The organism is Pantoea sp. GCM10028869 (assembly GCF_042666835.1).
Lineage (GTDB): Bacteria > Pseudomonadota > Gammaproteobacteria > Enterobacterales > Enterobacteriaceae > Pantoea > Pantoea leporis.
The window spans coordinates 507,547-534,406 of record NZ_JBHTGO010000003.1; the positions used below are offsets into that span (position 1 = coordinate 507,547).

Annotated in this window: 22 protein-coding genes; 8 read left to right on the forward strand and 14 right to left on the reverse strand. The window is 54.6% G+C overall.

Annotated features, from left to right (window positions below; genetic code table 11):
• Window positions 1–15: 15 nt before the first annotated feature.
• Entirely contained in the window at window positions 16–621 is a 606-nt protein-coding gene (locus tag ACFQW4_RS10190) for a TetR/AcrR family transcriptional regulator (RefSeq protein WP_271459806.1), read from the reverse strand.
• A gap of 99 nt (window positions 622–720) precedes the next feature.
• Window positions 721–1,401 carry a type 1 glutamine amidotransferase domain-containing protein gene (locus tag ACFQW4_RS10195; RefSeq protein WP_222233858.1) on the reverse strand — a complete coding sequence of 227 codons (681 nt, stop codon included), beginning with the start codon at window positions 1,399–1,401 and terminating at the stop codon, window positions 721–723.
• 205 nt (window positions 1,402–1,606) lie between these two features.
• Here ACFQW4_RS10195 and ACFQW4_RS10200 point away from each other — a divergent pair, with 205 nt between their 5' ends.
• Window positions 1,607–2,623, forward strand: a complete 1,017-nt coding sequence (locus ACFQW4_RS10200; protein ID WP_377725134.1) for a lipoate--protein ligase A — start codon at window positions 1,607–1,609, stop codon at window positions 2,621–2,623.
• Window positions 2,624–2,657: 34 nt separating this feature from the next.
• On the opposite strand, the gene ACFQW4_RS10205 is transcribed toward ACFQW4_RS10200, so the two are convergent.
• On the reverse strand, window positions 2,658–4,049 hold the full coding sequence (locus tag ACFQW4_RS10205) for a PTS transporter subunit EIIC (RefSeq protein ID WP_377725136.1): 1,392 nt from the start codon (window positions 4,047–4,049) through the stop codon (window positions 2,658–2,660).
• A gap of 303 nt (window positions 4,050–4,352) precedes the next feature.
• Between ACFQW4_RS10205 and ACFQW4_RS10210 the strand changes: the two genes are divergently transcribed.
• Window positions 4,353–5,552 carry an enolase C-terminal domain-like protein gene (locus ACFQW4_RS10210; RefSeq protein ID WP_192233810.1) on the forward strand — a complete coding sequence of 400 codons (1,200 nt, stop codon included), beginning with the start codon at window positions 4,353–4,355 and terminating at the stop codon, window positions 5,550–5,552.
• A 1-nt stretch (window position 5,553) separates the two neighbouring features.
• Here the strand turns inward: ACFQW4_RS10210 and ACFQW4_RS10215 are convergent, their stop codons facing one another.
• Both ACFQW4_RS10215 and ACFQW4_RS10220 read right to left on the reverse strand, forming a co-directional pair.
• The gene (locus ACFQW4_RS10215) at window positions 5,554–6,270 is read right to left on the reverse strand and encodes a GntR family transcriptional regulator (RefSeq protein WP_110866119.1); all 717 of its coding nucleotides are present in this window, start codon (window positions 6,268–6,270) and stop codon (window positions 5,554–5,556) included.
• 84 nt (window positions 6,271–6,354) lie between these two features.
• Entirely contained in the window at window positions 6,355–7,026 is a 672-nt protein-coding gene (locus ACFQW4_RS10220; protein ID WP_377725140.1) for a pirin family protein, read from the reverse strand.
• A gap of 204 nt (window positions 7,027–7,230) precedes the next feature.
• On the opposite strand from ACFQW4_RS10220, the gene ACFQW4_RS10225 reads away from it, so the two are divergent.
• Window positions 7,231–7,794 carry a TetR/AcrR family transcriptional regulator gene (locus ACFQW4_RS10225; RefSeq protein ID WP_377725143.1) on the forward strand — a complete coding sequence of 188 codons (564 nt, stop codon included), beginning with the start codon at window positions 7,231–7,233 and terminating at the stop codon, window positions 7,792–7,794.
• Window positions 7,795–7,796: 2 nt separating this feature from the next.
• Here ACFQW4_RS10225 and ACFQW4_RS10230 read toward each other — a convergent pair whose 3' ends face one another.
• From ACFQW4_RS10230 to ACFQW4_RS10255, 6 genes are all read right to left on the reverse strand, one after another.
• The gene (locus ACFQW4_RS10230; protein ID WP_377725145.1) at window positions 7,797–8,420 is read right to left on the reverse strand and encodes a TetR/AcrR family transcriptional regulator; all 624 of its coding nucleotides are present in this window, start codon (window positions 8,418–8,420) and stop codon (window positions 7,797–7,799) included.
• A gap of 119 nt (window positions 8,421–8,539) precedes the next feature.
• Window positions 8,540–9,973, reverse strand: coding sequence for an efflux transporter outer membrane subunit (locus tag ACFQW4_RS10235; protein ID WP_110866116.1), 1,434 nt, complete (start codon window positions 9,971–9,973; stop codon window positions 8,540–8,542).
• Between the two features lies 1 nt (window position 9,974).
• Window positions 9,975–13,130, reverse strand: coding sequence for an efflux RND transporter permease subunit (locus ACFQW4_RS10240; protein WP_377725147.1), 3,156 nt, complete (start codon window positions 13,128–13,130; stop codon window positions 9,975–9,977).
• A gap of 2 nt (window positions 13,131–13,132) precedes the next feature.
• Entirely contained in the window at window positions 13,133–14,275 is a 1,143-nt protein-coding gene (locus tag ACFQW4_RS10245) for an efflux RND transporter periplasmic adaptor subunit (RefSeq protein ID WP_377725149.1), read from the reverse strand.
• Window positions 14,276–14,534: 259 nt separating this feature from the next.
• On the reverse strand, window positions 14,535–15,176 hold the full coding sequence (locus ACFQW4_RS10250; RefSeq protein WP_377725151.1) for a glutamate racemase: 642 nt from the start codon (window positions 15,174–15,176) through the stop codon (window positions 14,535–14,537).
• A 99-nt stretch (window positions 15,177–15,275) separates the two neighbouring features.
• Window positions 15,276–17,636, reverse strand: coding sequence for a membrane-bound PQQ-dependent dehydrogenase, glucose/quinate/shikimate family (locus tag ACFQW4_RS10255; RefSeq protein WP_377725153.1), 2,361 nt, complete (start codon window positions 17,634–17,636; stop codon window positions 15,276–15,278).
• Window positions 17,637–18,003: 367 nt separating this feature from the next.
• Here ACFQW4_RS10255 and ACFQW4_RS10260 point away from each other — a divergent pair, with 367 nt between their 5' ends.
• The 3 genes from ACFQW4_RS10260 (at window position 18,004) to ACFQW4_RS10270 (ending at window position 21,475) form a co-directional block, all read left to right on the forward strand.
• Entirely contained in the window at window positions 18,004–18,933 is a 930-nt protein-coding gene (locus tag ACFQW4_RS10260; RefSeq protein ID WP_277974842.1) for an aliphatic sulfonate ABC transporter substrate-binding protein, read from the forward strand.
• A complete protein-coding gene (locus ACFQW4_RS10265) occupies window positions 18,930–20,273 on the forward strand; it encodes an NtaA/DmoA family FMN-dependent monooxygenase (protein ID WP_377725156.1) in 1,344 nt (447 codons plus the stop codon). Before ACFQW4_RS10260 ends, ACFQW4_RS10265 begins: the two co-directional genes overlap by 4 nt.
• Before the next feature lie 236 nt (window positions 20,274–20,509).
• Window positions 20,510–21,475 (forward strand): GT-D fold domain-containing glycosyltransferase, encoded by a 966-nt coding sequence (locus ACFQW4_RS10270; protein ID WP_377725369.1) that lies wholly within the window; start codon window positions 20,510–20,512, stop codon window positions 21,473–21,475.
• Between the two features lie 58 nt (window positions 21,476–21,533).
• Here ACFQW4_RS10270 and ACFQW4_RS10275 read toward each other — a convergent pair whose 3' ends face one another.
• Both ACFQW4_RS10275 and ACFQW4_RS10280 read right to left on the reverse strand, forming a co-directional pair.
• Window positions 21,534–22,832, reverse strand: a complete 1,299-nt coding sequence (locus tag ACFQW4_RS10275; RefSeq protein WP_377725158.1) for a Fic family protein — start codon at window positions 22,830–22,832, stop codon at window positions 21,534–21,536.
• A 77-nt stretch (window positions 22,833–22,909) separates the two neighbouring features.
• Window positions 22,910–23,542 (reverse strand): DapH/DapD/GlmU-related protein, encoded by a 633-nt coding sequence (locus tag ACFQW4_RS10280; RefSeq protein WP_377725160.1) that lies wholly within the window; start codon window positions 23,540–23,542, stop codon window positions 22,910–22,912.
• 132 nt (window positions 23,543–23,674) lie between these two features.
• Here ACFQW4_RS10280 and ACFQW4_RS10285 point away from each other — a divergent pair, with 132 nt between their 5' ends.
• Complete coding sequence (locus ACFQW4_RS10285; RefSeq protein WP_101764452.1) at window positions 23,675–24,577, forward strand: ParB/Srx family N-terminal domain-containing protein; 903 nt, start codon at window positions 23,675–23,677, stop codon at window positions 24,575–24,577.
• Window positions 24,578–24,780: 203 nt separating this feature from the next.
• On the opposite strand, the gene ACFQW4_RS10290 is transcribed toward ACFQW4_RS10285, so the two are convergent.
• Window positions 24,781–25,875, reverse strand: a complete 1,095-nt coding sequence (locus ACFQW4_RS10290; protein WP_377725162.1) for a tRNA-dihydrouridine synthase — start codon at window positions 25,873–25,875, stop codon at window positions 24,781–24,783.
• A 103-nt stretch (window positions 25,876–25,978) separates the two neighbouring features.
• Between ACFQW4_RS10290 and ACFQW4_RS10295 the strand changes: the two genes are divergently transcribed.
• The gene (locus ACFQW4_RS10295) at window positions 25,979–26,854 is read left to right on the forward strand and encodes a LysR family transcriptional regulator (protein ID WP_101764454.1); all 876 of its coding nucleotides are present in this window, start codon (window positions 25,979–25,981) and stop codon (window positions 26,852–26,854) included.
• Window positions 26,855–26,860: the final 6 nt, after the last annotated feature.

The following is a 26,860-nucleotide window of genomic DNA, read 5'->3' on the forward strand; positions in this document are numbered from 1 at the left end:
GAGTCGCCCTTTTTACTACGCGGTAATACGAATGATTTTTTGCGTCATGCTCATGGCGGAATCAAATGGGCCGGTATTGCGCACGATTTTCACCATCAGGCTGGCGCCCACCCACAGCTGATACAGGCTCTCCGCTACACGCACAGGTTTGTCATCGACAGACAGCGACCCTTCCTCAACACCCGCTTCTAGCGCATCCGCCAGTCGCGCGATAATGCCGGCCGTGCCGGTCTGTAGCGTGCCGCGCATGCTATCCGAGAGATCGGCAACTTCCGCGCCCAGCTTCACCGCCAGACACTTGCCCTGACAATCGGAGAACGATTGCGATTCACGCCACAGCTGCCAGTAATTCATCAGCCGCTGCGCCATCGTCAAGCCCGGCTGGCTCAATGTCGCGTCTAGCTCAGCCAGATAATCATCGAAATAGCGCGCCAGCATATCCACCCCAAAAGCCTCTTTCGAGCTGAAGTAGTGATAGAACGAGCCTTTAGGCACACCGGCATCGGTGAGGATTTCATTTAATCCGACAGCCGAAAAACCCTTGCCGGCCATAATGCGTTGGCCAGTGGCAAGGATGTGATCGCGGATTTCATTGCTATGCAATTGGGATGTAGTCGTCATAGCGTTAGATTACCAAATACTAGACCAGTCGTCTAGGCGCTAAACATGCGTTTACTGCTGCGATAAGGGAGGCGGACAGCGGTTCGCCTCCCGATTCGTCTATTGCGCCAGTTGCTTGATCAACTGTTGCGCCGTCTCTGCTGAAGACGTTGGGTTTTGTCCGGTAATCAGCAAACCATCGCTGACGACATAGGAACTCCAGTCCGCGCCTTTCGAATACAGACCGCCCTTCGCAATCAGCTCGTCTTCCACCAGGAAAGGCACCACCTGAGTCAGACCAACCGCTTCCTCTTCGCTGTTGGTAAAACCGGTGACTTTACGGCCTGCTACCAGCGGTTTTCCTTGCGGGGTTTTGACGTGGCGCAGCACGCCCGGCGCATGACACACCAGTGCAACGTGCTTGTTGGCGGCCAGGAAGCCTTCGATCAGCGCGATTGAGTGCTGATCTTCTGCTAGATCCCAGAGCGGACCGTGACCGCCTGGGTAAAACACCGCGTCGAAATCGGCTGGCGATACGCTGTCCAGACGCACGGTGGCGGCAAGTTGCGCGGTTGCTGCTGCATCAGCTTCAAAGCGATGCGTTTGCTCCGTCTGGAAATCGGGTTCATTGCTTTTAGGATCTAACGGCGGATTGCCGCCTTTCGGTGACGCCAGCGTGATTTCTGCGCCAGCATCTTTGAAGGCGTAGTAAGGCGCGGCCAGCTCTTCCAGCCAGAAACCGGTTTTGCGGCCGGTATTACCCAATTGGTCGTGTGAGGTTAGAACCATAAGAATCTTCATCATCCATCTCCTGCTTGCTGGGTTTAAATTTCTAAACTAGACCAGTCGTCTAGCGCTTAAATTCAAAGTAACAGCTAATAGACCAGTCGTCTAGAGGTTAATTCATTTTTATTATTGAAATGGAATGCGCTGCTGTTTCTTACCTTTCGATCCGCTTCGGCGTACTCTGTCCCGGTTTGCCCTTTCTCACGGAACCGAAAAAATCATGTCCACCCTACGTTTACTCATTTCTGACTCACACGATCCCTGGTTCAACCTCGCAGTAGAAGAGTGTATTTTCCGCCAGATGCCGACAACGCAGCGCGTGCTGTTTCTCTGGCAGAACGCCGAAACCGTGGTTATCGGTCGCGCCCAGAATCCGTGGAAAGAGTGCAACACGCGACGCATGGCGGAAGACGGCATCAAGCTGGCACGACGCAGCAGCGGCGGCGGCGCGGTGTTTCACGATTTGGGCAACTGCTGCTTCACCTTTATGGCCGGCAAACCGGAATACGATAAGTCAGTCTCCACGGCGATTATCCTGCGCGCGCTGGAACAGCTCGGCATTCCGGCAACAGCCTCCGGTCGCAACGATATCGTGGTGAATGTGGATGGCGAAGTGCGCAAGATTTCCGGATCTGCTTACCGTGAAACGCCGGATCGCGGTTTTCATCACGGCACCTTTTTGATGAATGCCGATCTGTCGCGTCTCGCCGATTACCTCAATCCAGACATTAAAAAATTACAGGCGAAAGGCATTACCTCGGTGCGATCGCGCGTGGCCAACATTGCCGATTTGGTGCCAGGCATCAGCTTTGAGGCGATCTGCCGTGAGGTGATTGCCGCCTATTACGATTACTACCAGGAAGAGTGCGAGCCGGAGCATATCTCCCCCGCCGCACTGCCTGATTTGCCCGGTTTTGAAGAGCAGTTTGCGCGGCTAAGCAGCTGGGAATGGAATTTTGGTAACGCACCGGATTTCTCGCATCTGCTGAATGAGCGTTTTGTCTGGGGCGGCGTTGAGATCCACTTTGATGTCGAACGCGGCGTGATTTCTCGCTGCCAGATTTTCACCGACAGCCTGAACCCTTCGCCATTAGAAGCGCTGGCGTTGCGTCTGCAGGGCGCGATGTATCGACCTGAAACCCTATTGGCGCAATTAGCGCAGTTGAAAGCAGAATATCCTCAGCAGATGAATGAGCTGAGCGAGCTGGAAAACTGGCTGGTGGCGAGTGTGAGCTAAGCGTAAATTGGTCGCCATAAATGGCGACCAAACATTACTTATTCTCGGGCTGTACGACTAAATCCGGTTCTTTGCCTACCAACATCAATGTCAGACTAAACGACATAATAAGCGCAATGGCGACGCCGGAAATGGCCCAGATAAAGTACGGGCCAATATAGGCCGGCAAACTGAATATACTGGAAAGAATATAGCCGTATAAACGCACGCCAAAGAAACCGATAAAGGCCGAAGCCAGCGCACTGGAAACCGTTGCCGCAATAAAGGCTTTTTTGTAGCGCGTTAGCACGCCAAACAACGCCGGTTCTGTAATGCCTAATAATGCTGAAATGGCGGCTGAAAGTGTGACCACTTTGTCCTGACGATTTTTAGTCAATTTCCAGATAGCAAATGTGGCTCCGGCAATCGACATATTTGCCATAAACATCATCGGCATCAACATGTCATAACCGCGATCGCTGAAATTCTGTAACGCAATCGGTGTCATCGCGTGATGCATGCCGGTTAGCACCGCAACGGGGCGAATGGCACCGACAATTAAGCCAGCAAAGCTCGCTGAGATACTGAATAAGCCCTCAATAAACAGCGCCAAACCTTTGCCAAGCCAAATACCCATCGGGCCAATTACCACCAGCGCGGTTAATGCCGCCAGGAACAGCGTTAAGGTTGGGGTAAATACGGTTTTCAATACTTCCGGCATAATGCGATCCACCCCGCGATGGATATAGCTGAGAGCCAGAATAGAGAAGATGACCGGAATAACGCTGGAAGCATAATTAAATACCGAAACCGGCAGCACGCCCATCAGCCAAAATGCGCTTACTGCGCCCTCCTGATGCGCCGCCAGCGATTTTGCCGCATCGATTAAAGAGGGATACATTAAACACGCCGCCACGGCTGCGGCTAAATACTCGTTGGTTTTAAAAATTTTGGCGGCGGAGACCGCTAAAAAGAACGGCAGGAAATAGAATACGCCGCTGGCGATTAAATCAATCACCATCACCGTATCGCTTTTGGCCGAAACCAGCTGTAACGCCACCAATCCGGCCAGCAAACCTTTGATCATCCCGGCGCCAGCAATGGCGGGAACAATCGGGCCAAATACGCCCGAAACGGTATCCATAAACAGCGATACCAGACTTTTGCGCGCTTTCTCGTTTTGCGCGGGCTGAACGCCGTCGTTATTTAACACCGGTACGATTTGCTCATACCAGCTATTGACCTTGGGCCCGATAATAATCTGGAATTGTTCACTCTGCATTTGCGCGCCCAATACGCCGGGCAAGGTTTTAATTTCGCTCTGGTTAACTTTATTGTCATCAATAAGGTCAAAGCGCAGACGCGTCATGCAATGCCAGACTTTATTGATATTATTCTTCCCACCCACTAAGTGGATTATATTATTTATTACTTCCTGCGTTCCCATACGTGCTCCTGAGGGAAGAAAAACAGCCTGATGAAATCTGCACTGGATGGTAATAAATGACGCACATCAAAACAAACCAATAAATCATGACTGCGATCACAAAACCCGCCGCAACAGGGACATTAAGTTTTAAAATAGCAAATTGGTCTGTTTTATCGCGATAATCACTCTTTTTCACTGACCAATATTTATTGGCTGAAAAAGGGTTTGCGTCTCAATAAAAACCCGGTAATGATACGCCAAAATAGCTTATCAACAGGCCTTGAAATTGAGCGCAGTGACTGCGCCACAGGAGTATTTCACGTGACCCCAACCCTTATTGAAAGTATTGAGTGTTTTATTACCCGCCCCGATCGCCATAACCTTATTACCGTACGTGTTACCACCAATAAAGGGATTACCGGTCACGGCTGCGCCACCTTTCAACAGCGTCCTTTGGCGGTAAAAACCATGGTGGATGAGTATCTGGTGCCGCTATTAGTTGGACGCGATGCCAATAATATTGAAGACCTGTGGCAGATGATGAACGTTAATGCCTATTGGCGTAACGGGCCGGTGACCAACAATGCCATTTCGGGCGTGGATATGGCGCTGTGGGATATTAAATCGCAGTTAGCCGATATGCCTTTGTATCAGCTGTGGGGCGGCAAAGCGCGCGATGCGATTGCAGCTTACACCCATGCCAGCGGTGAAACGCTGGAGGAACTTTATACCTCCGTTGATAACGCCTTAGAGAAAGGCTATCGCCATATCCGCTGTCAGCTGGGCTTTTACGGCGGAACGCCGAAAGAACTCCACGCACCGGAAAATAGCACCTCCGGCGCTTATTACTCGCAGCAAGAGTACATGACGAATACGGTCGAGATGTTCCGCGCGTTGCGGGAGAAATACGGTCACTGTTTTGAAATATTGCATGACGTGCATGAGCGCTTATTCCCGCAGCAGGCCATTCAGCTGGTAAAACAGCTTGAGCCATATATGCCCTACTTCCTTGAGGATGTGCTCCCACCCGCGCAAACTGGCTGGCTAGCGCAGTTGCGTCAGCAAAGCGCGGTGCCGTTAGCGTTAGGCGAATTATTTAATAATCCCGCAGAATGGCACGAGTTAATTGTCAATCGTCGCATCGACTTTATTCGTTGTCACGTCTCGCAGATTGGTGGTATTACGCCGGCATTGAAACTGGCGGCACTGTGTCAGGCATTCGGTGTGCGACTGGCATGGCACGGACCGGGCGATATGACGCCAATTGGCGTGGCGGTTAATACACATCTGAATATTCACCTGCACAATGCTGCGATTCAGGAATTTATTCCACGCTCAACGCTGACGGATGCCATTTTCCCTGGCGCGCCGGAAATTAAAAATGGCTATCTCTATCCGCCGCAAGCATCAGGTATTGGCGTCGGCTTTGATCAGGCGTTAGCGGAAAAATATCCGGTGGTTTATCGTCCGCATGAATGGACGCAGAGTCGCCTGCCAGACGGCACCATGCACACGCCATAAGTTAGCGCTGTTGCTGGCGGAAACGCAGATTATCCGGGTTATGCGGAATCAGATAGGTGCAGGTGTAATGAATATCAACGATGTCGCTGATTTCATACACCTGCCCGCCCTGCAAAATACCACGATTAATAATGTGCATCGCCGGACTGCCTTTTTTACAACCCAGTAGCGTCGCCTGTTCGCGGTTAACGCTAATCGCACGATAGCTGGTGAGTAAATGTGAGATTTGGTAGCCTTTGGACAACACATATTGCTGTATCGAGCGCTCAATAATCTCACCGTTGAGATCGGTAAATAAGGTTGCGGGCATACGCGATATTTCAATTTGTACTGCCACATTATCGACATAGCGCAGGCGGGAAAACTCCCAGATAAAGGCGTTGTCGTTAATGGCGAATATCTGTTGCTCATCACTATCGGGGCGTCTTTTACGCAGGTTGAGTGAGCGGTAATGCATCTGATCAAAGCGCTTTTCGGTGATCGAATTATAAACCAGCGGGTTATTACGCACCGTTTCATTAATCCAGATACCTGATCCCTGCACGATACGCACCGCGCCGATACTCACCAGTTTCTCCAGCGCCTGGCGGATAGTGAAACGCGATACGCCATATTCTTCGGCCAGCTGGCGTTCAGGCGGTAATTTGCGTGGCGCGGAGGTATCTTCCTGATAGATCTTGCTCAGCAAATCCTGGGTAACGAACTCTTTCTTTTTCATTGAATTACCCTCCTCCGGTGTTTTATCCGCAGATGATAGCACGATGTTATGAGGAGGATGGGTTAGGTGCCCATGAATGGGGCTTTACAGGCTTTTCTGCACCAGAAACGCAATCAGCGTTGCATCCCGCTCGCCCATCAACGCTGGCAAAGCCTTGTTATCGCTGACGGAATCGCCTTTGTGCAACCGTTCATTATCCATACGCACAATGCCGTCCAGCACGGTAATCCAGCTGGAAAAGCCTGCACGCTGTGGCACATCCACCTGTTTGCCGCGCTCCAGTTTCAGGTCATAAATGTATACCGCCTGATTCAGCGCCAGCGGCGCCTCGCTGCCGTGCGGCCCTGCCAGTAACGTCCATGCGTTTACTGCCGCACCGTCCGCGCGGGTAAAGGTATTGACCTGCGGCTCACCGCCGGTTTGCGCTGGATTAATGGTGGCCTGCAACATCTCGGTTTCGATAAAAGGCGCAGACTCGGCAAAGCGCATGCCGCTACCGGCACTCAGCAGCAGCGCGCGTTTGGCGTTAAGGGAGTGCGTTTCACCCTGCTCGGTGCTGTGCAGCAGCGAACCGCGCCAAACGTAGCTGAAAATCTCGCTATCCTGATGAGAATGCAGCGGGATAGTGGCATCCAGTTGCAGCGTCATTTGGTCGACAATCGCCAGCGGTCCAAACGCTTCGCCGGGACGCTGACGGCGAATGGTGAAAGGACCATATTCAAACAGCTGATCGCGTTGAGCGCGCAGGATGTTCATGATGTTATTCCTTGATGTTTTTTTCTGTCCACCATCATAGAGGTCTGAAAAATCATGAACAGCAGGCAAAACTGCTCGCTTAAATCAAAAAAACTGAACAACGCTAAAGTGCCGAAATAATCAGGTTGGGTTAATGTTTTTATTCATCGCCAGTACAGCTTTAATTGCGTAAAATAGCCGCTTTATTCTGCGAGTGTAATAATCATGAACCGAAGCGAACAGATCCTGGCCGCCGCCGAGCAATGCATGCGGCTGAAAGGCTTTCACCAGACATCGATTCAGAATATTGCCAGCCAGGCCGACGTCAGTATTGGTTTAATTTATAAATACTATAAAAACAAAGAGGCGATCATTGAGGCATTAGTCACCAATGTGGTGCAGCGGATGATCACGCTACTCAATGCCGACTTTGAACGTATCGCGCATATGAAAGGACATTATCACGAAGCGGAGGATATTGTGCCGGCGGCAGTGGAAAACAGTATTATTCTGCTGATGGAAGTGTCATCTGAAGCCACGCGTAATAATCGCATCCAACAAATCATGCTCGATGCCTGGCATGATCTTAAAAATAATTTTATTACTCAGGAGCAGACGCTGCACCCCGAGCAGGACGCCAATGCCATTCACACCCGCTTATATGTGATGTCGCTAATTATTGACGGCATTATTATTCGCCGCTGCATGAAGCAGCGCGATATGGCGCCGGGCTTTATGCCGTTTTTCAATGCGGTGGTGAATGATGTCTATCCGCACGGTGCGATGTAAATTCAGCCGAACAGATGTTGGCTGAGAACGCCGTTCACCCGCTGCATTTCATGTTGGTTCAGGTCGCTATCGCTGAAGGCGCGACAGGCGACGCCATCGACCAGCAGCAATAAAAATTGAATACGATTGGCGCGCTGTGTTGGATCGATATCAGGTTGTTGCGCGCGAAAAATAGCCGCTAACTCAGCAAGTAATAATTGCTCCTGCTGGGCCAGAATGGTACGCACCGATTCATTACGCGACGCCTCAGAATACATTTCCAGTAATAATTTCCGGTCCTGACTCGGCCAATGCTGCCAGAATGGCGAATCAGCGTTGATAATATCCTGAGTCGATTGTTGTGCGGGCAAGTGTTGTATTAAAAACAGGCGCCAATTCTGCGCGATGCTTTTTATTGTTTCCATCACAATAAGCTCTTTACTGCTAAAGTAACGATATATTTGCCCTGCCCCTAACGCAGATTCACGGCTAATATCCGCCATGCTGGCGCCATGAAATCCGGAGCGACTAAAACAGACTTTCGCCGCAGAAATCACCTGCTGCTGACGCTGTAAGAGAAAATCGTCATGTTCAGAGTGACTCACATTGGCTCCGAAAAAGAATTTATCGTTTATTCCCGTCATCATACGTGATGCGTTTCCGGTGAGAAACCCAGACAATGTTTCCAATTCTTGCTTCCCCGCACGCAGGCATTGTAGCGGCGCAATTTATTGCGCGATAAATCGCGCCGCTACGAAAAGTGCAATTATTGCGCGCTCATTATTTCAGATTCTTTCAACGCCGTGCCGCCACCCATCACTTTATAGAAGGTGATCAAATTCAGGTAATAGGCTTGCTGCGTACTCACCAGATTGGTTCGGGCACTGTACAGCGTGCGCTGCGCGGTTAACGCATTGAGGTAGCTATCAACGCCGTTGCGGTAGCGCAGATCCGCCAGATGATAATAGGTTTGCGATGCCGCTACATTACGCTGCTGACTGCTGAGCTGATCGTTGATGGTGCCACGACGCGCCAGCGCATCCGCCACTTCCTGGAAGGCGGTTTGCACCGCTTTCTCATACGCCGCTACGTAATACTCTTTCTGTGCTTTGGTGTATTTCAGGTAAGAGACGTTGTAGCCGCCCTGGAAAATCGGCAGTGAAATGCTCGGTGCAAACGACCAAATGCCCGCCCCGTTTTTAAACAGCGTCGACAGATCGCTACTGCCGACTCCGCCGCTGCCCGTCAGCGTAATGCTCGGGAAGAAGTTGGCACGCGCCGCGCCGATACTGGCGTTGGCAGACTTGAGATTATGCTCGGCTTGCAACACATCAGGACGATTCAGCAACGCATCTGATGAGACGCCCGCAGGCACCTCGCGCAGTGCGTTACCGATCGACTCAATGCTGTCAGGCAGCAGGTTATCCGGCACGCTGCGGCCCACCACCAAATCCAGCGCGTTTTTATCCTGCGCCACCAGCGTGCTGTAGCTGGCGACATCGGCCTGCGCGGACTGATAGGTGGTTTCCGCAGACGAGACATCCACCATCGAGGCGATGCCATTTTCCATCTGCTTGCGCGTCACCTGCCACGATTGTCGCGCGCTCTCGGCGGTCTCCTTGGCAATCGCCAGATTGCTGCGATCGGCGGCGAGCTGCAGCCAGTAATCCACGGTGTTGTACAACACCGTCAGGCGCGTGCTGCGTGCGCCCTGCAGCGTGCCGAGATAGGTTTCATACTGCTCGCGCGTCAGGCTCTGGTTTTTGCCAAACAGATCGAGTTCAAACGAACTGACGCTGCCTTCTGCCGAATAACTGTTGCTGATGGCGGTTTGATTGCCTTCGCCTGTTAACGCGCGCGAACGCGTGCCGCTCACGCCGGCGCTAATAGCCGGGAACAGATTGGCGCGCTCTTCACCGTATTGCGCATGCGCGGATTTAACGCTGGCCACCGCTTCACGCAAGTCGCGGCTGCTATCCAGCGCCATCGCCACCACCTGCCGCAGTTTGGCGTCGAGCACATAATCCTGCCAGCTCAGGTCGCGGTAGTTGCTGGCTGGTGTGCCTTGCAATGAACGATAGGCTTCACCGCTCGGCATCTGGCTGCTGACCGCGCCTTGCGGGCGCTCATAGTGCGGATCGAGCGACACACAACCCGACAGCAGCGCGGGAACCAATACCATTAAGAGTTTTGCCGACATGTTATTCCCCCGCCTTGGCCACAGATGCATGATTATCGTCATGCGGTATCGCCGGGAACACGCGACGCACCAGAACAAAGAACAGCGGTACAAAGAAGATCGCCAGCAAGGTAGCGGTCAGCGTGCCGCCAATAATACCAGTACCAATCGCAATACGGCTGTTGGCGCCCGCGCCGGTGGAAATCGCCAGCGGCAATACGCCAGCGGTAAATGCCAGCGAAGTCATAATGATGGGCCGCAGGCGCATCGATGCCGCGTGCGTCGCCGCCTTCACCAGGCTTTCCCCTTTGCGGTAATTGTCTTCGGCGAACTCAACGATCAGAATCGCGTTCTTCGCCGACAAGCCAATGATGGTTAACAGCGCCACCTGGAAGTAGACGTCGTTTTCCAGCCCGCGCAGGCTGATCGCCAGCAGCGAGCCGATCACCCCCAGCGGCACCACCATCATCACCGAGAACGGCACCGACCAGCTTTCATACAACGCCGCCAGGCACAGGAACACCACAATCAGCGAGATGCCATACAGCGACATCGCCTGGTTGCCGGAGAGTTTTTCCTGATAGGACAAGCCGCTCCAGGCAAAAGTGGTACCCGCCGGCAGCTTCGCCGCCAGTTTTTCCATCGCGCTGATCGCATCCCCGGAACTCTTACCGGCCGCCGCCGAACCTTCGATTTCGTAGGACGCGAGGCCGTTATAACGAGACAGCACATCCGGGCCGTACGCCCACTCTGAGGAGGCAAACGACGCAAACGGCACCATGGTGGTATTGCTGTTGCTATCGCTGCCGCGCACGTACCAGCGATCGATATCTTCCGGCTTGCTGCGGAACTGCTGATCGCCCTGCATGTAAACCTTCTTCACGCGGCCACGATCGGTGAAGTCGTTGATGTAGCTGCCGCCAATCGCCGCACTGAGCGTGTCGTTGATGTCGCTGATGGTGAGACCTAGCGACTGCGCTTTTTCATCGTCGATATTGACCTGCAGCTGCGGCAAATCCGGCAAGGTGTTGGCACGCACCGCGCTGAGCAGCGGATCCTGATTGGCTTCAGCAATCAGCTGATTGCGCATTTGCAGGAGCTGATCGCGCCCGGTGGCACCACGCGCCTGCAGCTCAAAGGTGAATCCGTCTGACTGCCCCAAACCGGACACCGACGGCGGCGACAGCACGAAGATCTGCGCATCACGAATGCTGGCAAGATTGGCCATTGCACGCGCGGCAATGGCATCGGCACTGTTTTCAGCACCTTTACGCTCGCTCCAGTTCTTCAGCGAGATAAAGCCAATCCCGGCGTTCTGGCCGCTGCCGGCAAAACTGAAGCCATTCACCAGCATACTGACGTTGACGTTGTCTTTTTCTTTGGTGGCGAAGTATTCCTGCACCTGACGACGAACCGCGCTGGTGCGGTTTTCCGTCGCGCCCGGTGCCAGCTGGTATTGCACCATGATATAGCCCTGATCCTCAGTCGGCAGGAAGCCGGTCGGCAAACGCATATACAGCACCGCGCAACCGATCAGCAGCACCGCGTAGAGCAGCAGATAGCGCACCGAACTGTGCAGCACATGACCCACGCCGTTGTGATAACGCGCCTGCACGCGCTCGTAGCTGCGATTGAACCAGCCGAAAAAGCCCTTTTGGCAGCCTTCTTCGTTGTGCGGTTTGAGCAGCGTGGCGCACAACGCCGGCGTCAACGTTAACGCCACAATCACCGACAGCACCATCGATGACACAATGGTGATGGAGAACTGACGATAGATAACGCCGGTTGAGCCGCTAAAGAAGGTCATCGGCAGAAACACCGCCGACAGCACCAGCGCGATACCAATCAGCGCGCCGGTGATCTCTTTCATCGATTTCTCAGTGGCCTGACGCGGCGGCAAACCCTCTTCGCGCATCACACGTTCGACGTTCTCCACCACCACGATTGCGTCATCCACTAACAGCCCGATGGCGAGCACCATGCCGAACATGGTTAAGGTGTTGATCGAGTACCCGAACAGTGACAGCACGCCAAAGGTTCCCAGCAGCACCACCGGCACGGCAATCGCCGGAATCAGCGTAGTGCGGATATTCTGCAGAAACACGAACATCACGATCACCACCAGAATCACCGCCTCGATCAGGGTTTTCACCACCTCTTCGATCGAGATTTTCACGAAGTCGGTGCTGTCGAGCGGATACGCCACTTCATAGCCCGGCGGCATGCTGCTGCGGAACTCGTCGATGGTGGCTTTCACCTGTTCGGCGGTTGACAGCGCATTGGCGCCGGACGCCAGCTGCACCGCGATCCCTGAAGCCGGGTGACCGTTCGCCAGCACGTTGGCGCTGTAATCCTCATCACCCATTTCTACGCGAGCCACATCACTCAGATGCACCACCGATCCGTCGCTTTGGCTTTTCAGCACGATATTGCGGAACTGTTCCGGCGTTTGCAGACGTGAACGCGAACGCACGGTCGCCACCAGCTGCTGCTCTTTGCTGGCCGGTTGCGCGCCCAGCTGACCGGAGGAAACCTGGGTATTCTGGCTCTCCAGCGCGCTGGTCACATCGGACGGCATCAGCGAATAGGAGGCGAGTTTGGCGGGATCGAGCCAGATGCGCATGGCGTATTCGGCACCAAACACCTGCACGCTACCGACGCCCGGCACGCGCGCCAGCGTATCTTCCATGTTGCTGACCATGTAGTCCGCCACATCGGCCGAGGTGCTTTGGTTGGTTTTATCGTACAGCGCCAGAATCAGCAGGAAGTCGCTTTGCGCCTTCTCCACCGTCACGCCTTGCGTGGTAACGGACGTCGGCAAGCGGCTCTCGGCCTGCTGCACTTTGTTCTGCACCTGCACCTGCGCAATATCCGGATCGGTGCCCTGCTGGAAAGTGACGCTGATTTTTACCTGGCCGGTTGAGGCGGTGCTGGTGGAATCGAAATAGAGCAAGCCGTCGAGGCCGGTGAGCTGCTGCTCGATCACCTGCGTGACGCTGCTTTCCAGCGTTTCCGCCGACGCGCCGGTGTAAGTGGCCTGAATACTGATCTGCGGCGGTGCGACGTCGGGATATTGCGCAATCGGCAGGCTTTTAATGCTGAGCACACCAAACATCATGATGCAGATGGCGATCACCCAGGCGAATACCGGCCGACGAATAAAGAACTGAGCCAACATAATTACTGGCCTCCGCTGCGGGCGCTGTTTGGCGTCACTTCAACTGCTTTTACCGTCATCCCGGCCTGCACTTTGGCGGTGCCTTCGACAATCAGCTTGTCGCCGCTGTTTAAACCGCTGGTCACCAGCCAGGTGTTGCCGATAACCCGATCGGTCACCACTTCCCGGCTTTGCACTTTGTTCTCGTTATCCACCACCAGCGCCGTGGCGTTGCCCTTAGCATCACGCGTGATGCCCTGCTGCGGGGCCAGAATCGCATCCTTTTTAACGCCGTTAGTGACGCTGGCGCGCACATACATGCCCGGCAACAATTCATGCTGCGGATTAGGGAAAATGGCGCGCAGCGTAACGGTTCCGGTGGCTTCATCAACCGCCACTTCGGTTAGTTCCAGCTTGCCGGGATGATCGTAATTGCTGCCGTCTTCCAGCTTTACCGTTACTGGCACCACATCGCTGCTCTGCTGGAGGGAAGCCTGCTGACGCTTCAGTTTCAGCAGTTGCACGCTGGATTGCGTGAGATCGACATAGATCGGATCGAGCGCGCGAATGGTCGCCAGCGCCGTGGTTTGCGCCGAGGTCACCAGCGCGCCCGGCGTCACTGACGAGATGCCGATGCGGCCAGAAATCGGTGCTTTGATTTGCGTGTAGTTGAGGTTGATGCGGGCGCTTTCGACGGCGGCACGATATTGATCAACCGACGCCACGTTCTGTTGATAGGTTGCCAGCGCATCGTCGGCATCCTGACGCGATACGCCGTTCTCTTTCACCAGCGCGCTATAGCGCGCAGATTTTAACTGGCTGCTTTTCACTAGCGCCTGCGCATTTTTCAACTGCGCAACGGCCTGATCGTAGCTGGCCTGATAGCTGGCCGCATCGATTTGATACAGTATCTGACCGGCTTTGACTTCGTCGCCTTCGGTAAACAGGCGCTTCTGGATGATACCGTCCACCTGCGGACGCACTTCCGACACCATGCTGCCCACAACGCGTCCGGTGAGTTGGCTATCGAGCGTCACCGACTCAGTTTGCAGCGTTTTCACGCCGACTTCGGTGGTCATGTCACCCGCTGGCGGGGCGCTATTTTGGTCACAGGCGGCGAGCAATAACACCAGCACGGCGATGGCCGTGCGCTGAAAATTCTTCATGAATAATCCTGTAGTGAACGTTCATTCTCAATCGAGAGTCTACCAAATCGCGGATGTGGGCGTATGTCAGGAAAATGAAAAGAGCGCTCCTGAAAAGCGATAGCAGAATAGCGTCCTCTTTGATTGAGGATTTTTAAAGGTTAAATCGCGATAGGTTACAAAGTGTTGCTAACGATAATGAGTTATAACCACTAATGCAAATGATTATTATTTACATGAAAGTAAACGTTAACCTGATGCGCGGCCTTGCATGCGCACCCTACGAAAAATTATGTACCACCTTTAACGCCAGCTGCGGGCTGGTTAACGGCTGACTATCGGCGCTAAACAGCCTGGACGCCGCCGCCATGGAAACCTGGGCCAGCGCCACATGATCTGCGCCCTGCTGTTTCCCGTCTGCCACCGCTTGCGCAATCATTTGCAGATACGCATCCTGATGACCCGCTTTAAACGCCGCCCATGCGCCAGGAATCAGCTGCACAACAGGGTGCTGTTCAACCGGCAGCGTCGCTGGGCAAAACAGCGCTCGCGTTGCCGCCAGCGTGGATTCCGCCGCACACAGCACCAGAGATTTACCCGGCAAACGGTGCACCTCATCGGCCAGCATGCGATCGGTGCGATACACCGGGCAATCATGCCCTACAACGTTAAAATCATCGGCGACCGGACCCAGCGTCGAGCAGGTAATCAGAATCGCGTCGAACCACGGCGTCAGGCTGCGTAACAGCTGTTCCAGTTTGTGCTGCTGAGAAGCGGTCATGCCACCGGTCAGCTCGGCTTCCGCCAGCAAATGCGGCATCACGATATGACTCAGTGCGCCGTTGCTCATGCCCAATGAGTGCGCGGCGTCATCGAAAATAGCGATATTACTGGCGGCGGTATGCAGGCAGGCGATAGTCATACAGTTCCTTATCAGTGGCGTCTCTTAGGGATGCTCAATATAACCTGACAAAAACAAAAAAAGGCGCCACAGCGGGCGCCTTATTCTATTTTACTGCGATTACTTCAAACGGAATGCCACAACGCTGTCACCCGCCTGGGTGCCGAGCGAACCGTGACCGCCTGCGGCAATCACCACATATTGCTTACCGTCTTTACCCATAAAGGTAGACGGCGTGGCTTGCGCACCGGCACTCAGCTCGGTCTGCCACAGCAGTTCGCCGGTGGTGCTGTCGTAGGCGCGGAAGAAGTTATCCGCAGTTGCACCGTGGAACACCAAATCCCCTGCGGTCAGCAATGGACCACCGTGCGCCACCATGCCCATCGGGAAGCCGATGGGGAAGCGGCCAGGCAGGAAGCTGGTCTTCAGGTTTTTGGTGACGCCCACACGGCGCAGCCATTCGGTTTTACCGGTCTTCAGATCCACGCCCACCATGCGGCCCCAAGGCGGCGCAACACAGGGAATGCCGAGGCCTGACGCCATCTGCTGGATATGGATCGCGTAGTCACCGTGGAAGTTTTCGTTCCAGTATGGCGTGCCATCTTTGGTGAACAGGCGCTCGGTGGCGGTCTGCTCGGTGCGTTTGATCAGGTTGTATTTGTAGGCCAGACGCACTGGCGCGGCAATCAGCATTTGACGCTGCGGATCAACCGCAACAGAACCCCAGTTGAACACACCAATGTTGCCAGGGAAGATCAGTGAACCGCCTTCCGTTGCGGGCGTCCACGGATTGCCATCATAGCGCAGGCTACGGAAATCCATGCGGCATGACATCTGGTCAAACGGCGTGATGCCCCACATTGACTTCTCGGTCAACGGCTGCGGGATGAAGTTTAGGCTGGAAACCGGCTGAGTCGCCGCAAATTTCTCACCCGCTACGCCACCTTCAGTCGAAACCTTCACCTGGTTTACCGGATACACCGGCTGGCCGGTAAGACGGTTCAGCACAAACAGGTTGCCGGTTTTGGTCGGCAGGATCACCACAGGCTGCTTCTGGCCTTGATAATCGATGTCCACCAGCGAAGGCTGTGACGGATTATCGCGGTCCCACAGATCGTGGTTGGAGCTCTGATAGCGCCATTTGAACGCACCGGTTTGCAGATCCAGCGCCACCAGCGCATCACGGAACTTCTCGGTGTTGCTGTTTGGATCGCGTTCAATGCCCACTTCATCCGGTGAAGCGTTACCAAACGGCACATAGACTACGCCATTTTTCAGGTCAGCACTCAACGTGCCCCACGCCACTGGCGTGTCCTGCGGGTAGTTTTGACCGGCAGCAATTGGCGCGGTGTTTTCCGGGTTAGCCGGATCAAAGTTCCACACCAGACGACCGCTTTGCACGTCATAGGCACGAATCACGCCTGACGGGTTGCCGCTGTTGAAGCCGTTATCCATCACGGAACCGCCAACGATCACCAGCTTGCCCGCCACCAGCGGTGCTGCGGTTTGCATCAGCGCATGTGGACGCACTTCACCCATGTTGGCGTGCAGATCAACCACACCGTTCTGACCGAAATCTGCGCACGGTTTACCGGTATCGGCATCCAGCGCAATCAGCTGCGCATCGGTGGTGGCGTTAAAGATACGCTTACGGCAGATGGCCGGATTTGCGGCGCTATCCTGTGCGGCAACCGGGGTTTCTTCGTAGTAGCTTACGCCGCGACAGGTCTGATGCTGCTGCAGGTAAGAGCGGTCTTTATTTGGCGTAAATTTCCACTTCACCGCGCCGGTTTCCGGATCAAGCGCATGCACTTCGTTATGCGGCGTACAGAAATACAGCATACCGTTGGCTTTCAGCGGCGTAGCTTCGAAGGTGTATTCGGTGGCATCCGCATCCTGGCGCAGATCGCCGGTGTGGTAGGTCCATGCAACTTCGAGGTTTTTGACGTTCTCTTTGCTGATCTGATTCAGCGCCGAGAAACGCAGGCCGTCAGACGAACCACCGTACGCGGTCCAGTCGTTAGCGGCGCCCTGCTCGCTGTTCTGCTCGCGGGCATTGCTGATGGTGCCTTGCTGCGGAACCGGATCGTAGAAGCACAGACCAATCACCACCACGATCATGATAATCACGGTGCCGCCGAGGAAGCCGTGGAAACGGCGTTCGCCGCGATACAGCGGTTTCACCACCCACGGCATCGCCAGCCACAGGCCGATAACGCCGAACAGGTCACCGCGTGGGATCCACTGCCATTTATCAAAGCCCACTTCCCAGATAATCCAGGCGAGCGTAATCCACATCAGCACCGCATACAGCGCCAGCGCGCTGCGCTGGTTGCGGAACAGTAATATTGCGGTGATGAGTAATCCCACCGCCATCAGCGCATAGAAGGCGCTGCCGCCCAGCATTAACAGCTTGCCGCCCATGTACAGCAAGGCAATCGCCAGAATCGCGAGCACAATACTGGTTAATTTGTTAACCATGCTAATCCCTCAACCATTTTCATCGAAAAACCTCAAAAATAACCCCACATAAAATCAACAGAATTTTAACGTACGTTACCGTTTAGTAAAAACCCGTTGCGAGGTGTGTCGTTAGCTCCGCTAATGAATGTAGTTTGGCTAATGGCTGCCAGCTACCGCCTCGTTCAATCTGTGACTGAAATCACGTTTCATTTTCGTTGAGAGAATTAATCATTAGTGAGGAAAATTCGCATTTTTTGATAACGAAAAATGGCGAGGATGCGCGATTTGGGGGCATTTGCGCCTGAGACATAACCTTGCGCAGATTTGTTACTACGCCCGCTGTAGTAGAAAACTTACGCTGTTTTCTTTTTACCCGGGAAACGTTATGAAAATCACTTTATTAGCCAGCTCATTGTTGCTCCTCGCGGTGACTTCTCACGCTGCAACTGACCCACTGATCGTCGGCGATCAAAAAGGCAATGCTCGCGCGGTGATGTCCGCCGCTGGCGAGCTCAACAATGTGCCGTATGAAATTAAATGGTATGAGTTCCCCAACGCTGCGCCGCTGCTGGAGTCGCTCAACTCCCAGCATCTGGATGCCGGCTTAGTCGGCGATGGTCCGCTGTCGTTTGCCGTGGCCGCAGGCGCGCAGATCCGCGCCATTCAGGCATCGCAATATCTCGGCAATGCCATCCTGGTGAAAAAGGACAGCGCCCTGCACAGCATCGCCGACCTAAAAGGCAAGAAAGTGGCGACGGTAAAAGGATCGGCCGGGCAAAACATGGTGCTGAATGCGCTGCACGAAGCGGGTTTGCCCGACGACAGCGTCAATTTTGTCTTCACCACGCCGTCGGAAGCCACGCTGGCGCTGGATAATGGCGCGGTGGATGCGGTGGCAACCTGGGAACCTTATGTGTCCTTTGCCGTGGCGCAGTCCGGCGATCGCATCGCCATCGACGGCAAAAATTCGCCGGTTTCAAACTATCTGGTGGCGACCGATAGCGCCATCGCCAGCAAGCGTGAGCAGCTCACGGACTTCCGCGAGCGCCTGATTCGCGCACGTGCGTGGGGCGTGGCGCATCCACAAGCCTACGCCAGCGAGATCGCCAAACTGCTGCGTCTGCCAGATGCGGTGGCGCTGAGTAAAGTGCAGCGTGAAAACAACGCGCCGGTAGAAGATTACGCGTTGGTAGAGAAACGCCAGCAGCTGGCGATTGATACCTTCACCCGCGGCGGCCTGATCAAACCCGGCTTAAAAGCTGACAAACTGGTGGATGCCTCCTTCTTTAACGCCAACGGAGCCGCCAAACCATGATGAATCTGGCGCTCTACCTCGACTCCGGCATTCATCAGGGCGGCTGGCGCCATCCCGATTCAGCTGCGACCGGCGGCAGTAACTGGCCGCTGTACCGCAAAATCGCCCAGCGCGCCGAAGACGCGAAGCTGGACATGATTTTTGTCGCGGACAAGCTGGCGATTGATGATGTTTACGGCGGGCATCTGGCGCACACCGTGCAGCATCGTCAGGTTGGCTGGTCTGAACCCTTAACATTATTAGCCGCGCTGGCGGCGGTGACTGACCACATCGGCCTCGGCGGCACGGTTTCCTCCTCCTATTCGGTGCCTTACACCACCGCGCGTCAACTGGCAAACATCGACCATATTAGCGGCGGGCGCGCAGCGTGGAACGTGGTTACCTCGCTGAGCCACGCCGAAGCGCGCAACTTTGGTCGCAGCGAGCACTTCTGCCATGAAGATCGCTATCGCCGCGCGGCCGAATTTATTGATGTCATGAAAGCGCTGTGGGACAGCTTTGAAGAGGACGCGCTGATTCTGGATAAAGCGCAGGCGCACTTTGCCGACCCGGCACGCTTCCATAGGCTTGATCATCAGGGTGAATCTTTCAACGTGCAGGGACCGCTTAATCTGCCGCGTCCGCCGCAAGGTCATCCGGTGGTGATCCAGGCTGGCGTATCGGAAGCCTTTATCGATCTGGCCGCGCAACAGGCGGAAGTGCTGTTTGTGGTGCAACCTAATCGGGAACGCGCGCAGCAGTTTTATCAAACCCTGAAACAGCGTGCGCTGCAGTATCAGCGTCAGCCCGATCAACTGCGCATTCTGCCCGGCATGGTGCCGATTGTCGGCAATACGCAGCGCGATGCCGAGGAGCGTGCGGCGTACCTGAAATCATTGATTACCGTGGAATCGGGCCTCAGCTTTGTTTCGGCCAGCATGAATATCGATCTTTCGCAGTACCCCATTGACGGGCCGGTGCCTGACCTGCGTGAAAAGATCACCGGCAGCAAAGGCCGTTTTCAATATGTGATCGCCAGCGCCATTGAGCAGAACCTGACGCTGGGCGAGATGGCGAAACGCTACGCCGAGAGCTTGTCGTTCCCGGCACCGACCGGCACAGCGGATAGCATTGCGCAGCAGATGATTGACTGGTATCAGCATCAGGCCTGCGACGGTTTTGTCATTCTGCCCACCTACATTGACGAGAACGAAGATTGCTTCCTCGAACAGGTTGTCCCGCGCCTGCAGGCTGCGGGCGTCTTCCGCAGCGACTATCAACCGGGCACGCTGCGCGATCGTTTAGGCTTAGTAAAGCCGGAAAATCGCTTTAACCGTTCATCATCAATTGAAATAACTTAATTAATCATTAATGCGCTGCTGCGATTATTCCTGGCAACAATTATCATAGCAGCGCGAATAAGTGCGGTTTTATTACAGTTTTATTTATCCCCTCTTCATTTAATCTTTTTTAAATTGATTAGCCATTGCGCCGCAATGACTTTTTGAGAGTTTCCTCAGCCTGTTATCCCGGATTAAGCGTGATATAAATCACGTAACTGCTCTGCGGCAAGGCCGCTAATAAAAAGAAGGTTATGATGATTAGCGCAGATTTCTTTTATCGTAAATTACGTTTTCCTTTTAAACTCACACACGCTGCTTTTAAGTTTCCGGTTGCCAATGCGCGAGCCCGGCAATATCAGGTGATGTCGCCTGAACAGACCATTGACCTGCTGCTTAGCAACCACAAGCTCTCCGTAAGCCGCTATGGCGACGGCGAACTGGAAATGACTTTGTTCAAGAATATCGGCTTTCAATCTTTTGATGAACGACTCTCTATTCGCCTTAAAGAGATATTACGGCGCGGGAGTCAGCCGAAGAATTCGTGTTTATTATGTATGCCCGATGCCTTTCGTGGCACCGCGAATATGCGTTTTGGTTCGGCCCTATTCTGGTTTTTTCATAAAGCGTTTTATTTTCGCCATTATGAAAGCTTATTAAAGAAAGATTATCGCTACGGCAACACCTCCGTTACGCGTCCCTATCACGATTATAAGGATAAGCAGCAGGCGGTTCGCGTATTTAATAAGTTCAAACAGCTGTTCAGCGATAAAAAGATATTAATTGTGGAAGGCAGCGGCACGCGTCTCGGCATCGGAAACGATCTGCTCGATGGCGCGCGGGAGATTAAACGCATCACCACGCTCAATCGCAACGCCTTCTCGGTTTACAACGATCTCTACAGCTCGGTGCTGGCGCACGCACGCGATTACGATATGGTGCTAATGTCGCTCGGCCCCACCGCCACGGTGCTGGCTTACGATCTCAGCCAGCATGGCATTCGCTGCATTGATACCGGCCACATTGATATCGAGTACGAATGGATGCGCAGTGCCGCGCGTGACAAGGTGCAGGTGGCTGGCAAGAACGTCAATGAAGTGGGCGTGTTACTCAGCGACGATGCGCGCGACGCCGACAATCATTATCGCCAGCAGATTTTGCTGCATGTCGGGTTGCCGCAGGAAGCGGTGCTGTCGGTGATGGTAATGCATCCGCCGATCTAATCCACATCGCAAGTAATCGCAAAAATAGGGCATTTTGAGATTGCTTGCGATAACGCTGTTACCCTTCGCGCTTTTTCAGCCACTCCTGCAGCTTGCGCAATGAAACAGGCGCCTGATACACCGTTCCTTTCCCCTCCTTTAGTGGACGCAACAATCCCTGTTCGGTGAGGTTTTTCAGGCGCGCACGCGCGGTGTTATCCGCGATGCCGAGCCGCGATTTAATCCCGGCAGAGCTGAGTAACGAACCCGGCGCATTCAGCGCGATGGCCATGATATCCAGCTCCCCTTTGGCTAAAGTCATATGCTCTTCCACCCACGTCACTAAACGCTCCCGCTCTTTGTGTAGCGTGGCGATTTGCTCGGTGAAGGCAGTCACCGCGCGCATGACCACTTCGCATTGAAACTGCACGAAATAGGTCAGATCCATCTCATCAGTTTCGCTGTAAAGATAGGAAATGCCGTATTTTACCGCGGCGGCTTTCAACAGCTTGCTGATGGAGATGTAGCGGAACGCGCTGTAACCGTGACGAATCAGATGATGGTAGAACAGCCCGCGCGCGGTGCGCCCGTTGCCATCATTGAACGGGTGAATGTAGCCGATGGCAAAGTGCATCACGCAGGCCACCAGCAAAGGATGCGTGCCCTGCTGCTCCAGCCAGGCAACTTCGGCGCATAACGCGTCCAGCAGGCTATTGAGCCGCTGATAATCCGGCGGCTGATGAATGATTTCGCCGTCGCGCCCGGCAACAAACACATCGTTATTGTCGCGCACGGCGCCAGGCCGATATTTTTCATCATTAATGCCGGCGCAGGCGATGTGATGAATTTCCAGAATATCGGCGCGCGTCAGCGGCGCGTCACCCAGCGTGGCAATGTGCTGCATCAAGCGCCAGTTGCCCATGATCATGCTTTCATCTTCGTTGCGCGGTGCACGCCCCACCGCCAGCAACTCCATCGCCACGCGCGAGGTGGTCGCCGCGCCTTCCAACTGGCTGGATGAAATCGCCTCTTCCATGATCAGCTGTGACATCAGGTAAGAAGCCGAGTCCTCATCCGTTGGTTCGCCGTTGCGCGCAAAGGTCATACGATCAACCATCGACATCGCCGCCGTGATTTTGGCCGTAAGATTACAGGTCACGGTTTGATCGGCGATCACAAAGTGCTGCGCGCTGCTGCGGCGCTTGAATTTCAGTGCGCTCCACACTTTCTCACGCGTCTGACTATCTCTGACACGACGATACAACTCATCGAAATGCAGATAGCGCTCATCCCACTCGGCATGACTGGCGAGGAGCGAATTAATCTCACTGATACTCAGCGAATCAATAAGTTGAGCGGGTGGGCGGCGCAGCTTCATCTCAAGCAATCTCAAAAACAGGGTATTATGAGTTTACTTGAGATTCGCTGCGACGACAAATGGCGCTTGCAGCGCGGTTAGCTGCCGTGCCGCTGGCAAAATGCGCGAAGATCGGAGGATTGGAAATCGGCCAGATTCGCCATCAGCTTCTCCAGCGGCCAGTTCCACCAGGCAATCGCCTGCAGCTGCGCGGCAATATCCGCCGCGAAACGTGCACGGATCACTTTGGCTGGCACGCCACCGACAATGGTGTATGGCGGCACCTCTTTCGTCACCACCGCACCGGCCCCCAGCACCGCGCCGTCACCCACCGCCACGCCCGGCAGTACGATCACGCCATGCCCAATCCACACATCATTGCCAATGATCACGCGATCGGCGCGACGGTCAGCAAAGAAGCCATTATCGCGTTCCGCCTGCGCATCGTAGTATTCCGGACAGTAGGTGAAACGGTGCTGCGAGGCGCGATCCATCGGATGATTGGGTGCGCCAATCCGTACATGATTGGCAATGGCGGTAAAGCGTCCGATTTGCGCATCGGCGACGCAGCAATGTTCTCCGAGATAGGAGAAGTCGCCCAGTTCGCTGTATTCGATATAGGTTTCGGCCAGCACTTCACATTGCGCGCCAATCTGGGTTTCGCGCATGCGCACGCTGGGATCGATAACGGTGTGTTGCAGTTTTGTCGGTTGCACAGCAGCAAGTGCCATAATCAAAGCTCCGTGTGGTCAGATGTCTGGATGACCGGTTGCGACTGGGCAACCGCGAGCGACAACACTACAGCGGCAAAATGACACTAATGCTATTGTGCGTATCTGTTTCAGGCGATTCGAGGAAAAGGAATGAGAACACCGTGGTCAATACTGGCGCTGTTATGGTCAGCCGGACAGGCATCCGCCGCGCTGCCCGCCGACATCAAGGCCGGTGATATTGTGCAAGTGCAGTTAGCGCAACTCCATCCAACGCAGGCTGCGATTGGCTATCGTCAGCTGGATTACAAACAGCATCGTTATGAAGCCGAACCGAAAAAGCTGTTCGATGATTATTGCGAAAGTATGGGGCAGAAAGGCGTTGATAAAATTGACAATAAATCACGTCTCTCGCAGCCCAGCAGCTTCAGCTGTAAAGCGCCGGTCGGCAGCGAACCGGGGCCGATGAAAACGGCGGTGATTGCGCCGGATAACGTGCTGTACCTTACCGATGGTCATCATACTTTCAGCAATTTCGCCGATATCGCCGGTCTTAACACGCCGGTGCAAGTGCGCATCACCGATGACTTCCGCAGCCTGAAAACCATGTCCGCCTTCTGGCAAAAAATGGAAACGGCACATCTGGTGTGGCTGGATACGCCAGCTGGCAAAATTAAACCGGACGCGCTGCCGAAAGAGTTGGGCCGCCAGCATATGCAGAATGATGAATATCGCTCGCTGGTCTATTTCGTGCGCGATATTGGCTTTGAGAAGGAGCAGAATCCGCCGCCGTTCCTCGAGTTCTACTGGGGCAAATGGCTGGAAACGCAGCTGCCGCTGAAGAACTTTGACCTCAATAACCGCAACGGTTACGCCAAAGCGCTGGAAACCATCGCTGAGAAGATGACCAGCGTGCCGAAAGACACGGTGATTGCGCACAGCGATAGCGGCCCGCTGACGGCGGATCGGTTAGGCGCACGCAAGAAAGTGAACGAGAAGAAGCTGGAGAAGCTGGTCTCTGACAATGGCAAACTGACGTGGGCTTTTGCGCAATAATCGTGTGGTCGCCATTCATGGCGTAATGCTCGTCAGTTGAGACATGAAAACCCTTAATTATCGAGAGCACACATTGTAGCGGCGCAATTTATTGCGCGATAAATCGCGCCGCTACGGAAGGTGCGGTGATTTGATACGGCGCTTAACTGATCGGCATTACGCCATTCATGGCGACCCATTTACCCATCAACGCCCTTTCAGCGTTAAACCAATTCGCAGTTTTTCACACCCGCCGATGGCGCCAGCAGATTTTTATCAAATGCGCGCAGTGCCACGCCATCACGAATACGCATCGGCCAGTCGGGATTGGCTAGCGCGCTTTTGCCTATCGACACATAATCCGCGCCCTGCTCCAGCGCCTGCGCCGCCGTGCTGGCATCACTTAACGCGCCATTGGCGATAATCGGCAATTTCGGTGCTGCCTGGCGCGCAATTTGCACCAGCGACAGCGGCGAATCGGCAAATGCCGGTTGCAGCGCGTCATATTCAGTCAGATGCAGATAATCCACGCCGGCCTCAGCAATCGCGGCGAATACCAGACGCGCGCCCGCTTCACCTTCTTGCCATTTGTGATGAAAATCATTCACTTTGCCCTGTGAGAGGCGAATTCCCAGCGTAACATCCTTGCCTACGCGCTGGCGCACCGCGGCGATCACCGCCAGCGTCAGAGACAAACGTGCCACGATATCGCCGCCCCAGCGATCGTTGCGCTGATTGGTGTAATCGGTAAAGAACTGGTCAAGCAGATAGCCGTTAGCGCCATGAATTTCGATGCCATCAAAACCCGCTTCGCCGATTGCCCGCGCCGCAGTGTGCGCAAAGCTGTCGATCACCTGCTGGATCTGCTCTTCATTCATTTCGCGTGGCAGCGGATAGGCGCCATGACCGTGATAGAAACCGAGTTGTTCCCCGCGCGGCTGCACCGCTGAGGGCGCGAGCGTGTCCGGTCGATAGATATTGCCCTGCGATATCGCCCCGGCATGCATCAACTGCGCAATGATTTTGCCGCCATGCTGATGCACCCGATCGGTGATCGCACGCCAGCCGGCGCTCTGTTTAGCGTTAATCAGCCCCGCCTGAAACGCATAGGTTTGCGACCAGGCTTCATCGATATAGATGCCTTCGGTGATGATGGCGCTAAAGCCGCCGCGCACGAAGCGCTGATAGTAGTGCTGCATACGTTCGCCCGGTATGCCGTCAACGCTGGCGGAGATGCGCGTCATGGGCGCCACCATAATGCGATTCTTCAGCGCCAGCCGGTTCAGTGTGCCGCTCTGAAAAAGATGTTTATCACTCATATTGCTCTCTGGATGCGGATTATCTACAGAGCGCAGTATATTCGGTCGCCACAGGGACAAAAATGGCCGATGATGATACGTCTGTATAACGGAAATCGTTACAATGAACTCAAAAGATGTTGAGGTGTTTCTGATGGTCACCCAGACGCGCAGCTTGACGCAGGCCGCGCGGCGACTGAACACCACGCCGATGACGGTCTCACGCCGACTCGCCTCGCTGGAAGAAGATCTCGGCGTGCGCCTGCTGCATCGCACCACCCGCGCCATTGCGTTAACAGATGAAGGTGAAGAGTTTCTGCCCTACGCCAAAACCCTGACGGAAACCGAACAGAGCGCGCGCAATCTGTTCTCGCCGAATAAACAGGGCGCCACCGGCCAGCTGCGCATCACCGCACCTTCTGGTTTTGGCCGCCGCACCATTATTCCGTTGCTGCCCGCGCTGATGGCGGAGAATCCCGAACTGAAGATCGATTTCCAGCTCAGCGATAACGTCACCGATATTGTTGGGCTGGGCTACGATGTCGCCATTCGCATCGCCCCGCTGCGGGATTCGCGCTTAGTCGCGCAGCGGCTGGCGGATAATCCGCGCGTGCTCTGTGCTTCTCCAGACTATCTGGCGCGCTTCGGCACGCCAAAACTGCTGGCAGATTTGCATCAGCATAACTGCCTGCGCTTATCCGGCGTGCCGCAATGGAGTTTTATAGTCGACGACCATATTTCCAGTGTCAGCGTTGAGGGCCGTTTTAGCGGCAGCAATGTGGAAGGCGTGCGTACCTTATGCGTAGCGGGCAGCGGCATCGCCCAGCTCTCTGCGTGGGATGTGCAGCAAGAGTTGGCGGCAGGTGAACTGACTGAGATTACCTTGCGAGATGCCCAACCGCAGCTGCTCGGCGTCTGGGCGCTGTTTCCCACCGCACGGCATCTGCCAACGCGCGTCACGGTTTTTCTAAACGCCCTAAAACAGGCGATGGCACGTTAATTCAGA